We start from the raw sequence: 11,738 nt of genomic DNA on the forward strand, positions 1-11,738 counted from the left end.
TTATTTACCTTCCTTCTTACACATTGGGAAGCCAAGCGCTTCACGTGACGCGTAGTACGCTTCAGCAACTGATTTAGTCAGGTTGCGGATACGAAGGATGTAACGTTGACGCTCTGTTACAGAGATAGCTTTGCGCGCATCAAGGATGTTGAATGCGTGACCTGCTTTTAGAATGCGCTCGTAAGCTGGAAGCGGCAGTGGCTTCTCAAGCTCAAGTAGCTCTTTACACTCTTTCTCGCACTGGTCGAAGAAAGTGAATAGGAAATCTACGTCTGCGTGCTCGAAGTTGTACGTCGATTGCTCAACTTCGTTTTGGTGGAAGATGTCACCGTAAGTCACGTTAGAACCGTCTGGTGCTACGTTCCATACTAGGTCGTAAACAGAATCTACTTCCTGGATGTACATTGCTAGACGCTCGATACCGTAAGTGATCTCGCCAGTTACTGGCTTACACTCAAGGCCGCCAACCTGTTGGAAGTAAGTAAACTGAGTTACTTCCATGCCGTTTAGCCATACTTCCCAACCAAGGCCCCATGCGCCTAGTGTTGGGTTTTCCCAGTTATCTTCAACGAAGCGAATGTCGTGAACAAGTGGGTCAACACCAAGAACCTCTAGGGAGCCTAGGTACAACTCTTGGATATTGTCTGGCGATGGTTTTAGCGCTACTTGGAATTGGTAGTAGTGCTGCAGACGGTTAGGGTTTTCACCGTAACGGCCATCGGTCGGACGACGAGAAGGTTGAACGTAAGCTGTAGACATTGGCTCTGGGCCAAGTGCTCGTAGACATGTCATTGGGTGAGAGGTGCCTGCACCTACTTCCATATCTAGAGGTTGAACAATGGTACAACCGTTTTGAGCCCAGTAATCCTGCAGCGCGAGGATCATTCCCTGGAAGGTTTTGATATCGTATTTTTGCATAGTCAGGTTCGCGCGATTCTTTTAAATGAATGAGAAAAATAACCTCTGAGTATACCGAGATATTCGTAAAGCGAGTAGGGGTAATCTTGTTTAATTAGTGGTCTAAAATGTCGTTTAGTGGATTTTTTTGCCTTTAATGTTTGTTTTTCGGCACAAGTGGATATTTTGATAAGTTTGACACTTGTGTTTGAAAGCGTGGGTGATTAAAATCTCGCGGTCTTTGGGGAGTAGCTTACTTATTCATATCCTATTGAATGAGTTCGTTCGTCAACATAATTGATGCAAAATCATCATGGCGTTCGAGGCAACCACCACCTTGGTGGCGCTTAGCAAGACCTTAGACAAGCATCGTGAACCGGGATGGGGCGCGAGGTTTGTCTTTGGTTAAATATAATAATCTCCATCCCAAATGAGCATGTCGTGAGCGTTTTAGCAATTTCAATTACAACTGTCGCCTTAGCCGAGATCGGTGATAAGACCCAGTTGCTATCCCTTTTATTAGCCAGTCGATATCGAAAACCGATACCTATCATTGCGGCTATCTTCTTTGCCACCATTGCCAATCATGCCCTTGCTGCATGGCTCGGGGTTGTGGTCGCCGACTATCTTTCACCTGAAGTATTAAAGTGGGTGCTGGTGGTTAGTTTCATCGCTATGGCGGGCTGGATTCTGATTCCGGATAAGTTGGATGACGATGAGCAGATATCAAACCGAGGCCCGTTTGTCGCCAGTTTCATCGCCTTCTTCATTGCTGAGATCGGTGATAAAACCCAAATTGCGACCTCTATTCTAGGGGCTCAATATTCTGATGCATTAACGTGGGTGATTCTGGGTACTACGATCGGTATGCTGCTGGCGAATGTGCCTGTGGTGATCATCGGTAAGCTCTCTGCGGATAAGATGCCGCTTGATCTGATTCGTAAGATCACAGCCTTGCTATTCGTGGGTTTAGCTATCGCTGCTGCTTTCTATTAACAGGTGGTATTGAGTCTTATTATACTCAATCAGTAGAGTAATGTGTTGTAGGTCATACTCTTACAGTATTGTGGGGTTTATCGAGCGAATGGACATATAACTGTCATACTTGTCATGATATTTTAATCTTGTGAGTTAAGAACACGAGGGCATGATTATGTTGACGCGTTATATGGGTATTACTCCACAAAGCCAAAGTTATCTATTTACTTTTGGTCTTGCACTTACACTGTTAGGCATGGTGTTGACGGACATGTGGCTGCCAATGGTCGCGGGTGCCATCATCATGACTGCACTTGCGGTAGAGGCTTGGATTCGGGTCGCGCATATTATTCCGATGCGCAAAGATATCCGAGAAATTCAGCATCAGCTGGAGCATCTGCAAAACAAATCTAGAAGCGAATAAACAAAAAGCCGCTCGTACTCTGAGTTCTGTTTAAGAACATAAGGTACGAGCGGCTTTTTTGATACTTGATAGTCGGTGGGGCGTTACGCCTCCAATCCCTTTCTGATCAAATACTGGTAAGGCAACGTTTCTGTTGCTTGGCCTACCAACTGGTGATCCATGAATCGACAAAAGCTCGGAATATCTCGAGTTGTCGAAGGATCGTCAGCTTTTACCAGTAACACATCGCCATCCTGCATGTTTCTAATTGTCTTCCTGACCATCATTACTGGTTCCGGGCAACGCAGGCCTTCAGCTTCTAAAGTATGGGTTGCCAGTTCAGGTTTGAATGTCATGGTTTGTATCTCTATATCTATCTAACGAGTGAATAATACGTCTGCAGAAAAAATATGCAATAAGTGCTTGGCAAACAGAATCATTTCCTATAACTTAGTTAACAAGTTGATAACAACTTGAAGCAAAGGCAACTAGCTAAGGAGTGGCGATGTTGACAGGATTAGATAGATTAACAATTTATTCGGTTCTCTGTTTTATTTCTTTTTGTGCGTTAGTACTACGCTCATCGACAGAGACCTCACTGATGCCTATTTTTGGCATAGTAGCAACGATTATTGGTATTTGGGTAGAGATGCGCCGTTGGCAAGGTATAGCCGAAGAGCAAGAGCACTAACCCGAATACAGCAAGCGAATTCCGATACGACAACATTCCGACACTATCCCCCAATTTTCTTGGGCTTCCCCGCGTAATTGCGGGATTTTTTTTATCTAAAGCATGCTATAAACAACTTAGTGACTAATGGCAATCGTATACAGCTAGGTAAGTGGCGTGGAATTAGAAGACATCTATCGTAGAGACCTTAATTTATTGGTCGCTTTAAAGGTATTGATTGAAGAGGGCAGCGTAAGCCAGGCCGCGCTTCGTCTTAACTTAAGCCAATCCGCAACCAGTCGAGTATTAGGGCGTTTAAGAGAATTACTAAACGATCCGTTGTTTACACGTCAAGGTCAGCACCTTATTCCTACCAAGAAAGCACTCGAGATCAGTCAGCGTATTGATCAGCCTTTGGAGTCTTTTCGCCAATTGCTGAGTCCGAGTGACTTTGACCCTTACTATTGCAGCGAACGTTTTCTGATCGCTACCACCGATTATGCGATGCAAACCATCTTGCCTTATGCGTTGCCTAAGATTTATGAACAAGCACCCAATATCTCTTTGGAGTTTGCTCCGTTGCAGCATGAGCATTTGTTTAAACAGCTCAGCACCGAACGCGTTGATATGGCGATCTGTCGTCCGAGTGGCAGCATTGCACCACTTCATCAAGAAGTCTTGGGGCCGGTTGGTGTGTCGTGTCTGTTATCTAAAAACCATCCATTAGCCGATCAACCTTTAAGCCTTGCAGACTATGTTTCACTCCCACATGCGATGATTGCGATCAGTGATGGTGTTAAGGCTTTATTGGACAACGCTTTAGCTAATCAACAACCCAGAAAAATGGTACTGCGTGCTTATCACCTTGAAGCGGCATTGGCGATTGTCGATAGAATGCCGTTGGTGATTACTGTGCCTGCTGATTTGGCTTATTTGGTAGCAGAGCGTTATGACTTGGTTGTTAAGCCATTACCATTTGAATTTATGCCGTTTGATTACTCACTGATCTGGCACTCGCGTTGCGATTCTTCTGCTTCACAACAATGGTTAAGAAGAGTGGTAAAAGAAGAGTGTGGTGAGTTGATTCAAAAACGGATTGCGGATGTCGGTTTGGGTTAACCGGATCTGAGTCTGAGTTCACTTGACCCGAATGACAAAAACGCAAAAGGGCTGATAAAAATCAGCCCTTTGTTGTTTTGGGTTATCCAAGCCTAAAGCTGTTGCTTAAGGTTTGATAACTTTATGTTTGAGAGCCTATAGTTTAATGACTACGCGACCAGTGATTTGACCGTTAGTGATGTCTTCTGCTGCTTGAATTGCACCGTCTAAAGACACTTCTTTGGTTGCTTGAGCGTAGAAAGATTCTGGTAGTAGCTCAGCCAGTTGTTCCCACGCTTTAATACGTTTTTCACGAGGGCACATTACAGAATCAACACCTTGTAGGCGAACGTTACGCAGAATGAATGGCATTACCGTGGTTGGTAAGTCAAAACCGCCTGCTAGACCACACATCGCAACCGCACCGTTGTAATCAATTTGCGCCAATACTTTCGCAAGCACTTTGCTGCCTACCGTATCGATAGCGCCAGCCCACAGTTGTTTTTCTAGTGGCTTAGCTGGTTCTTCTAGTTCAGCACGCTCTACAATACGTGTCGCGCCTAGTGATTTAAGTAGTTCACCGTTTACAGAAGCACGGCCAGTCACTGCTGCCACTTTGTAGCCCAGTTGGTTTAGTAGAGTGATAGATACGCTACCTACACCGCCACTTGCGCCGGTAACTAGGATTTCACCGTCTTCAGGCTTGATGCCAGCATCGACAATAGCTTGAACACAAAGCATTGCTGTGAAGCCTGCTGTACCAATCGCCATTACTTTCTTAGCGTCTAGACCTTTAGGCATCGGCACTAACCAGTCACCGTTTAGGCTTGCTTTCTCAGCCATGCCGCCCCAGTGACCTTCACCAACACCCCAACCAGTTAGAACCACTTCGTCGCCTGCTTTGTAGCGAGGGTCATCAGATTGTGAAACCACACCAGAAAGGTCGATACCAGGAACCATAGGGAAGTTGCGAACAATGCGCCCTTTACCTGTAATCGCCAAACCATCTTTGTAGTTCAAAGAAGAGTAGCTAACATCAATCTTCACGTTACCTTCTGGTAATTGAGATTCTTCAATTTGAGAAACTGACGCGATAGTTTTTTTGTCTTCTTGGTTTAGTACAAGTGCTTTAAACATGATCTGCTCCGTGGAGGAATATTAGGAAACTGAAGTAACTTTAGTTGAATCATCCGAGAAAAAATAATGAAACATCAACATTGAATATATGCGTTTTGTGCATAGATGTCAGGGTTGGTTTTTCTCTCGTTGAGTTCGCTGAACACAATCGATGCATTGTTGGATGCCAAGCAATAAAAAGTGCAGCTATATAAATATAGCTGCACAAAAGATTACCCTTCAAATATTACAGTCAGTAAACGCTATGGGCGTTCAAATACCGTTGCAATACCTTGGCCTAAACCAATACACATAGTCGCCAAGCCGTATTTCACGTCTTGTGCTTCCATCAGGTTGATTAGCGTCGTCGAGATACGAGAACCAGAACAGCCTAGTGGGTGACCCAGAGCAATCGCACCGCCGTTAAGGTTTACTTTCTCGTCAACAACATCCAGTAGACCTAAGTCTTTAGCACAAGGTAGAGATTGAGCAGCAAACGCTTCGTTTAACTCAATCACACCCATGTCTTCAATGGTTAGTCCTGCACGTTTAAGTGCTTTTTGGGTTGCTGGTACTGGGCCGTAACCCATGATTGAAGGATCGCAGCCAGCGATAGCCATAGACTTCACGCGAGCGCGAATCTTAAGGCCAAGTGCGTTAGCTTTCTCTTCGCTCATGATAAGCATTGCAGAAGCACCATCAGACAGAGCTGATGAAGTACCTGCTGTTACTGTGCCGTTTGCTGGGTCAAATACCGGACGCAGCTGGGATAAGCCTTCAACTGTTGTCTCTGGGCGAATGACTTCGTCGTAATCCAGAGTGAACAGAGAACCGTCTGCAGCGTGAGCTTCGGTTGGCAGGATTTCATTTTTGAAACGACCTTCAACCGTAGCTGCTTGAGCGCGAGCATGTGAGCGTGCTGCGAATGCATCTTGGTCTTCACGGCTAATACCGTGCATTTTGCCTAACATCTCAGCGGTTAGCCCCATCATGCCGGCCGCTTTTGCTACGTGTTTTGACATGCCTGGGTGAAAATCAACACCATGGTTCATTGGTACGTGGCCCATGTGCTCCACACCACCAATCAGGCAGATTTCAGCATCACCAACCATGATAGAGCGAGTTGCATCATGCAAAGCTTGCATAGATGAACCACATAAACGGTTGACTGTTACAGCACCAATCTCAATCGGTAGACCAGCAAGCAAGGCAGCGTTACGTGCAACGTTGAAGCCTTGCTCTAGTGTTTGTTGTACACAACCCCAGTAAATATCTTCAATTTCGACAGGGTTTATTTCTGGGTTGCGCTCTAAAATGCCTTTCATCAAATGTGCAGACAGATCTTCAGCACGAGTGTGACGGAAAGCTCCACCTTTGGAACGTCCCATTGGGGTGCGAAGGCAATCAACAACAACTACATTTTTCATTTTGCTATTCCTTTTCCAAATGTGGGTTACAGAGAACTGGCTTGTTGGCTGTCGTAAAAGCTTTCGCCCTTCGCTGCCATATCAAGCAATAGCTGAGGAACTTGGTACATTGCACCTAAGTCTTGGTAGCCTTTCGCCATTTCAACGAAGTTACCAATGCCCACACTGTCTAAGTAGCGGAATACGCCGCCTCTAAATGGAGGGAAGCCTAAACCGTAAACCAGTGCCATATCCGCTTCTTGCGGTGTCGCGATAATGCCTTCTTCTAGACAAAGCACCACTTCGTTGATCATTGGAATCATCACGCGCTGGATAATTGTTTGGTCATCAAAATCTTGTGGTGCTTGACATACGTCAGCCAAGATAGGAAGAATGTCTTCAGAGAAGGTCTTCTTCGGACGACCACGCTTGTCTACGCTGTATGTGTAGAAACCGCTACCGTTTTTCTGACCGTATTTTTCAGCAACGTAAAGTGCATCAATCGCATCACGACCTTCTTTGCCCATACGCTCTGGGAAACCTTGCGCCATCACAGCTTGTGCGTGGTGTGCAGTGTCTAGGCCTACAACGTCTAGTAAGTAAGCCGGGCCCATTGGCCAACCGAACTTACGCTCCATCACTTTATCGATCTTAGTGAAATCAGCACCGTCGCGTAGCAACATGCTGAAACCGCCAAAGTAAGGGAAAAGTACACGGTTAACGAAGAAGCCTGGGCAGTCGTTAACAACGATTGGGGATTTACCCATCTTCGCTGCGTAAGCAACCACGCGATTGATGGTCTCTTCTGAGGTTTGTTCACCACGGATGATCTCAACCAAAGGCATGCGATGCACAGGGTTAAAGAAGTGCATGCCACAGAAGTTTTCTGGGCGCTTCAGTGATTTCGCTAGCAGGTTGATCGGAATTGTAGAGGTGTTTGATGTTAGAACCGTGTCTTCACCAACCAAACCTTCCACTTCGCTCAGTACTGCTGCTTTTACTTTCGGGTTTTCTACTACTGCTTCAACAATCACATCCGACTGTTCTACACCCGCGTAATGCAGGCTTGGAGTAATAGAAGACAGAATACCTGCCATCTTGAATCCATCTAAGCGACCGCGTGATAAGCGTTTATTCAACAGCTTAGATGCTTCGTTCATACCTAGATCAAGCGATGCTTGTGCGATGTCTTTCATCATCACTGGCACGCCTTTTAGAGCTGATTGGTAAGCAATACCGCCGCCCATGATACCTGCACCAAGTACGGCTGCACGCTCAGTTGCTTTGTTTGCTGACTTACCCGCTTGTTTCGCTAAGCCTTTGATGTACTGGTCATTCAGGAATAAGCCAACTAATGCTTTTGCTTCTTCCGATTTCGCTAGCTTAACGAAGTGCTTACGTTCGATGTCGAGTGCTGCATCGCGATTGCTGCGTGCTGCTTCTTCAATCGCAATCACAGAAGTAATCGGAGCTGGGTAGTGAGGCCCTGCTTTTTGAGCAACTAAGCCCTTCGCCATGGTAAAGCTCATCATCGCTTCGAGTTTGCTTAGTGAAAGCGCTGATGTCTTTTGTTTACGGCGTAGCTGCCAGTCTAATTTTTCATTAGCAGCCAGAGAAACGGTATTGATTGCCGATTCTAGTAACTGGTCTGTTTCAACAATCGCATCTAACAAGCCAACTTTAAGCGCTTCATCTGCACGGCATGCTTTGCCTTGCGTGATAATTTCCATTGCGCTGTCAGCACCGATAACACGAGGTAGGCGTACACAACCACCAAAACCAGGCATGATGCCAAGTTTGGTTTCAGGTAGGCCAATGCTGGTGGTCTTGTCACCGATACGGAAATCGGTAGCGAGTACACATTCACAGCCGCCGCCAAGGGCATGGCCACGCATCATTGAAAGAGTTGGGACAGGAAGGTCTTCGAGCTTGCTGAAGATTGAATTAGCGAATCTTAACCATTCATCAAGTTCTGCTTCTGGCTTAGCAAATAGGCCAAGAAATTCAGTGATGTCTGCGCCTACAATGAACGCGTCTTTGTTTGAAGTTAAGATTAAACCACGTAATCCTGCGTGAGCATTAAGAGCATCTAACGCTTTATCTAGTGATTCTAAAGTAGCAAGGTCGAGTTTGTTTACAGAGGCTGGTGCACAGAAGCTTAATTCCGCAATACCATCTTGTAATTCCTTTACCTGTAGGGTGTTAGCTTGGTAAATCATTGTCTATCTCCATGACATACAATCCACGATTGTTTGAGAGAATCTTGTTATCTTTCTATTATTGTAGAATACCTGGTAAGACCAGTTGTCTTAGTCTGTACCTCTGCTTGATTAATTTCAATACATTTTTTAAACAATTGTTTAACATTGTGCGATGGCACAGATCCTCTAACCCTTATTATTCACGCGTGATACACTTCGTCGCTCTTATTAACTAAGTTAACGATATGAATGAACAGCCTTATTTAATACCTTCTGCGTCGGCTCTGTTTGAAGAAGAGATAAAAAAGAGCGTCTTTATTACGCATCTTGCTCATACTCCAAGTGTTGAAGCTGCAAAACAGTTCGTAGAACAGGTGAAAAAAGAGCATTCTTCAGCACGACATAACTGTTGGGGTTTTGTTGCTGGTCGACCTGAAGACTCAATGCTTTGGGGTTTCAGTGATGATGGTGAACCCTCGGGTACAGCGGGTAAGCCTATCTTGGCGCAACTATCGGGCTCTGGTGTCGGTGAATTAACGGCTGTTGTGACGCGCTACTCTGGCGGAATTAAGCTTGGAACCGGCGGTTTGGTTAAGGCTTACGGCGGTGGCGTACAACAAGCTCTCAAGCTGCTTCAAACTATCGAGAAAAAAATAACCACAAAATTACGGCTAGAGTTAGACTATGGCTTTGTGCCGATCGCACAATCCATCATGGCTCAGCATCAGGCTGTTGAGGTCCAAGCGGATTATGGTGTTCAAGTTGAGCTTATTATTGAAATAGAGCTCCTTCAGGTAGATTCGTTTACCCAAACCATGATCAATAAAAGCGGTGCTAAGGCACTGGTAACGAAAGTCAAAGACAACTAGGAAGTGTGAAGCATTTCGCTTCGTTCAATAGCTCATGCAATTTCGCTCAATTATTCGAATCGTCGGATTATTATTAGCACTTTTTAGTGTATCAATGCTTGCTCCTGCGCTCGTCGCACTGATCTATCGAGATGGTGCGGGTGTGCCATTTGTGACGACCTTCTTCGTTCTCTTATTCTGTGGAGCAACTTGCTGGTTTCCAAACCGACGTTATAAGCATGAATTGAAAGCGCGTGATGGCTTTTTGATTGTTGTTCTGTTTTGGACGGTAATCGGTAGTGCGGGTGCGCTGCCGTTTTTGATCGCCGATAACCCCAATGTGTCGGTAACCGATGCTTTCTTCGAATCCTTCTCTGCATTAACTACGACAGGTGCGACCGTAATTGTCGGCCTCGATGATCTGCCTAAGGCGATTCTTTTTTATCGTCAGTTCCTACAATGGTTTGGTGGTATGGGTATCATCGTATTAGCGGTAGCTATCCTCCCTGTTCTGGGTATCGGTGGTATGCAGTTATATCGTGCTGAAATCCCGGGTCCAGTAAAAGATAGCAAGATGACTCCGCGTATTGCTGAAACGGCAAAAGCGCTTTGGTACATCTACCTGAGCTTAACCATTGCTTGTGCAGTGGCGTTTTGGCTTGCTGGGATGAGCTTCTTTGATGCCATCAGTCATAGCTTCTCTACTATTGCGATTGGTGGCTTCTCGACTCACGATGCGAGCATGGGGTATTTCAATAGCCCTGCGATCAACATGATTACAGTTGTGTTCCTTCTTATATCCGCATGTAACTATTCGCTTCACTTTGCTGCATTTGCTTCAGGTGGTGTGCATCCTAAGTATTATTGGAAAGATCCTGAGTTCCGCGCCTTTATCTTTATTCAGGCAGTACTGTTCTTGGTTTGTTTCTTATTACTGCTCAATCATCACTCTTATGATTCGTACTACGATGCTTTCGACCAAGCCTTGTTCCAAACCGTGTCTATCTCTACGACCGCGGGTTTTACAACGACGGGTTTCTCAGAGTGGCCATTGTTCTTACCCGTACTGCTTTTGTTCTCTTCTTTTATAGGGGGATGTGCAGGTTCTACGGGTGGTGGTATGAAAGTGATTCGAATCTTACTACTTACTCTGCAAGGTGCTCGTGAAATGAAGCGTCTTGTTCACCCACGGGCTGTCTATACCATCAAGGTTGGCGGTTCTGCACTACCACAACGTGTTGTAGATGCGGTCTGGGGCTTCTTCTCTGCATACGCATTAGTGTTTGTGGTTTGTATGCTGGCTCTTATTGCAACTGGTATGGACGAGTTGAGTGCTTTCTCTGCGGTAGCGGCGACATTAAATAACCTTGGCCCGGGCCTTGGTGAAGTCGCGGTGCACTTTGGCGATGTGAACGACAAAGCAAAATGGGTACTTATCGTATCTATGCTGTTTGGCCGATTAGAAATCTTCACCTTATTAATCTTATTGACCCCTACGTTTTGGCGTAGCTAAGGACAACATTGTGGCAAAAGTTCTATTTTTGTATTCAAGCCGTGAAGGGCAGACCAAGAAAATCTTGAACTATATAAAAGAAGAAATGAGTGAGTTCGAATGTGAGCTTCAAGATCTGCACACTATTGGCAAGGTGGACTTTGCTCAGTACGACAGAGTGTTGATTGGCGCATCGATTCGTTATGGCCACCTTAATAAGAAGCTATATCAATTTATTGATGCCAACCTTACTCAGTTGCAATCAAACAAGGTTGCGTTCTTCTGTGTTAACTTAACGGCGCGTAAAGAAGACCAAGGCAAAGATACACCAGAAGGCAGTGCGTATATTAAGAAGTTCCTTACCAAGTCTCCATGGCAGCCGACTTTAATCGGTGTATTTGCAGGTGCCCTCTATTACCCACGTTATAACTGGTTCGATAGAACCATGATCCGCTTTATTATGAATATGACAGGTGGTGAAACGGATACAACGAAGGAAGTTGAGTACACAAACTGGGAAAAAGTCTCTTTGTTCACTGAAAAACTGAAGAATATGTAAGATAAAAGCCTACTTTTGAGGCGTTTTGAGTTCTTTTTAATCGAACGAATAAAAAAACGAAAAAAACTTA

At 45.2% G+C, this 11,738-nt stretch carries 12 protein-coding genes and 1 riboswitch; of the genes, 7 read left to right on the top strand and 5 right to left on the bottom strand.

Annotated elements, in window-relative coordinates; genetic code table 11:
* A complete protein-coding gene (glyQ, locus tag AB6D93_RS19200; RefSeq protein ID WP_017058815.1) occupies positions 1 to 918 on the bottom strand; it encodes a glycine--tRNA ligase subunit alpha in 918 nt (305 codons plus the stop codon).
* A gap of 210 nt (positions 919 to 1,128) precedes the next feature.
* Positions 1,129 to 1,304: riboswitch (yybP-ykoY riboswitch) on the top strand.
* A gap of 34 nt (positions 1,305 to 1,338) precedes the next feature.
* Here glyQ and AB6D93_RS19205 point away from each other — a divergent pair.
* Both AB6D93_RS19205 and AB6D93_RS19210 read left to right on the top strand, forming a co-directional pair.
* A complete protein-coding gene (locus tag AB6D93_RS19205; protein WP_017055491.1) occupies positions 1,339 to 1,893 on the top strand; it encodes a TMEM165/GDT1 family protein in 555 nt (184 codons plus the stop codon).
* A gap of 151 nt (positions 1,894 to 2,044) precedes the next feature.
* The gene (locus tag AB6D93_RS19210) at positions 2,045 to 2,299 is read left to right on the top strand and encodes a hypothetical protein (RefSeq protein WP_017058818.1); all 255 of its coding nucleotides are present in this window, start codon (positions 2,045 to 2,047) and stop codon (positions 2,297 to 2,299) included.
* Positions 2,300 to 2,382: 83 nt separating this feature from the next.
* Here AB6D93_RS19210 and tusA read toward each other — a convergent pair whose 3' ends face one another.
* Complete coding sequence (gene tusA, locus AB6D93_RS19215; RefSeq protein ID WP_004736675.1) at positions 2,383 to 2,634, bottom strand: sulfurtransferase TusA; 252 nt, start codon at positions 2,632 to 2,634, stop codon at positions 2,383 to 2,385.
* Positions 2,635 to 2,783: 149 nt separating this feature from the next.
* Between tusA and AB6D93_RS19220 the strand changes: the two genes are divergently transcribed.
* Together AB6D93_RS19220 and AB6D93_RS19225 are read left to right on the top strand one after the other, a co-directional pair.
* A complete protein-coding gene (locus tag AB6D93_RS19220; RefSeq protein ID WP_004736674.1) occupies positions 2,784 to 2,969 on the top strand; it encodes a hypothetical protein in 186 nt (61 codons plus the stop codon).
* A gap of 156 nt (positions 2,970 to 3,125) precedes the next feature.
* The gene (locus AB6D93_RS19225) at positions 3,126 to 4,067 is read left to right on the top strand and encodes a LysR family transcriptional regulator (protein ID WP_017058819.1); all 942 of its coding nucleotides are present in this window, start codon (positions 3,126 to 3,128) and stop codon (positions 4,065 to 4,067) included.
* Positions 4,068 to 4,202: 135 nt separating this feature from the next.
* Here AB6D93_RS19225 and AB6D93_RS19230 read toward each other — a convergent pair whose 3' ends face one another.
* The 3 genes from AB6D93_RS19230 to fadB all read right to left on the bottom strand — a co-directional run bounded on the left by AB6D93_RS19230 (position 4,203) and on the right by fadB (position 8,787).
* The gene (locus AB6D93_RS19230; protein WP_017058820.1) at positions 4,203 to 5,183 is read right to left on the bottom strand and encodes an MDR family oxidoreductase; all 981 of its coding nucleotides are present in this window, start codon (positions 5,181 to 5,183) and stop codon (positions 4,203 to 4,205) included.
* Between the two features lie 242 nt (positions 5,184 to 5,425).
* Positions 5,426 to 6,589, bottom strand: coding sequence for an acetyl-CoA C-acyltransferase FadA (gene fadA / locus AB6D93_RS19235; protein WP_102331977.1), 1,164 nt, complete (start codon positions 6,587 to 6,589; stop codon positions 5,426 to 5,428).
* 26 nt (positions 6,590 to 6,615) lie between these two features.
* Positions 6,616 to 8,787: a fatty acid oxidation complex subunit alpha FadB gene (gene fadB / locus AB6D93_RS19240; protein ID WP_017058822.1), complete on the bottom strand. Its 2,172-nt coding sequence runs from the start codon at positions 8,785 to 8,787 to the stop codon at positions 6,616 to 6,618.
* A 227-nt stretch (positions 8,788 to 9,014) separates the two neighbouring features.
* Between fadB and AB6D93_RS19245 the strand changes: the two genes are divergently transcribed.
* From AB6D93_RS19245 to hemG, 3 genes are read left to right on the top strand one after another with little or no spacing between them, the layout of a single operon-like run.
* A complete protein-coding gene (locus AB6D93_RS19245; protein WP_017058823.1) occupies positions 9,015 to 9,638 on the top strand; it encodes a YigZ family protein in 624 nt (207 codons plus the stop codon).
* 34 nt (positions 9,639 to 9,672) lie between these two features.
* Positions 9,673 to 11,130, top strand: a complete 1,458-nt coding sequence (locus tag AB6D93_RS19250) for a TrkH family potassium uptake protein (protein ID WP_008223210.1) — start codon at positions 9,673 to 9,675, stop codon at positions 11,128 to 11,130.
* 10 nt (positions 11,131 to 11,140) lie between these two features.
* Entirely contained in the window at positions 11,141 to 11,668 is a 528-nt protein-coding gene (gene hemG / locus AB6D93_RS19255) for a menaquinone-dependent protoporphyrinogen IX dehydrogenase (protein ID WP_102331978.1), read from the top strand.
* Positions 11,669 to 11,738: the final 70 nt, after the last annotated feature.

This window comes from Vibrio sp. 10N.247.310.23 (assembly GCF_041467155.1).
In the GTDB taxonomy this organism is placed as follows: domain Bacteria; phylum Pseudomonadota; class Gammaproteobacteria; order Enterobacterales; family Vibrionaceae; genus Vibrio; species Vibrio crassostreae_C.

Excerpts from the sequence above, each read along its gene's own strand:
- glyQ (WP_017058815.1), bottom strand. The coding sequence starts at position 918 with ATGCAAAAATACGATATCAAAACCTTCCAGGGAATGATCCTCGCGCTG.
- AB6D93_RS19210 (WP_017058818.1), top strand. The coding sequence starts at position 2,045 with ATGATTATGTTGACGCGTTATATGGGTATTACTCCACAAAGCCAAAGT.
- tusA (WP_004736675.1), bottom strand. The coding sequence starts at position 2,634 with ATGACATTCAAACCTGAACTGGCAACCCATACTTTAGAAGCTGAAGGC.
- AB6D93_RS19220 (WP_004736674.1), top strand. The coding sequence starts at position 2,784 with ATGTTGACAGGATTAGATAGATTAACAATTTATTCGGTTCTCTGTTTT.
- AB6D93_RS19230 (WP_017058820.1), bottom strand. The coding sequence starts at position 5,183 with ATGTTTAAAGCACTTGTACTAAACCAAGAAGACAAAAAAACTATCGCG.
- fadA (WP_102331977.1), bottom strand. The coding sequence starts at position 6,589 with ATGAAAAATGTAGTTGTTGTTGATTGCCTTCGCACCCCAATGGGACGT.
- fadB (WP_017058822.1), bottom strand. The coding sequence starts at position 8,787 with ATGATTTACCAAGCTAACACCCTACAGGTAAAGGAATTACAAGATGGT.
- AB6D93_RS19245 (WP_017058823.1), top strand. The coding sequence starts at position 9,015 with ATGAATGAACAGCCTTATTTAATACCTTCTGCGTCGGCTCTGTTTGAA.
- AB6D93_RS19250 (WP_008223210.1), top strand. The coding sequence starts at position 9,673 with ATGCAATTTCGCTCAATTATTCGAATCGTCGGATTATTATTAGCACTT.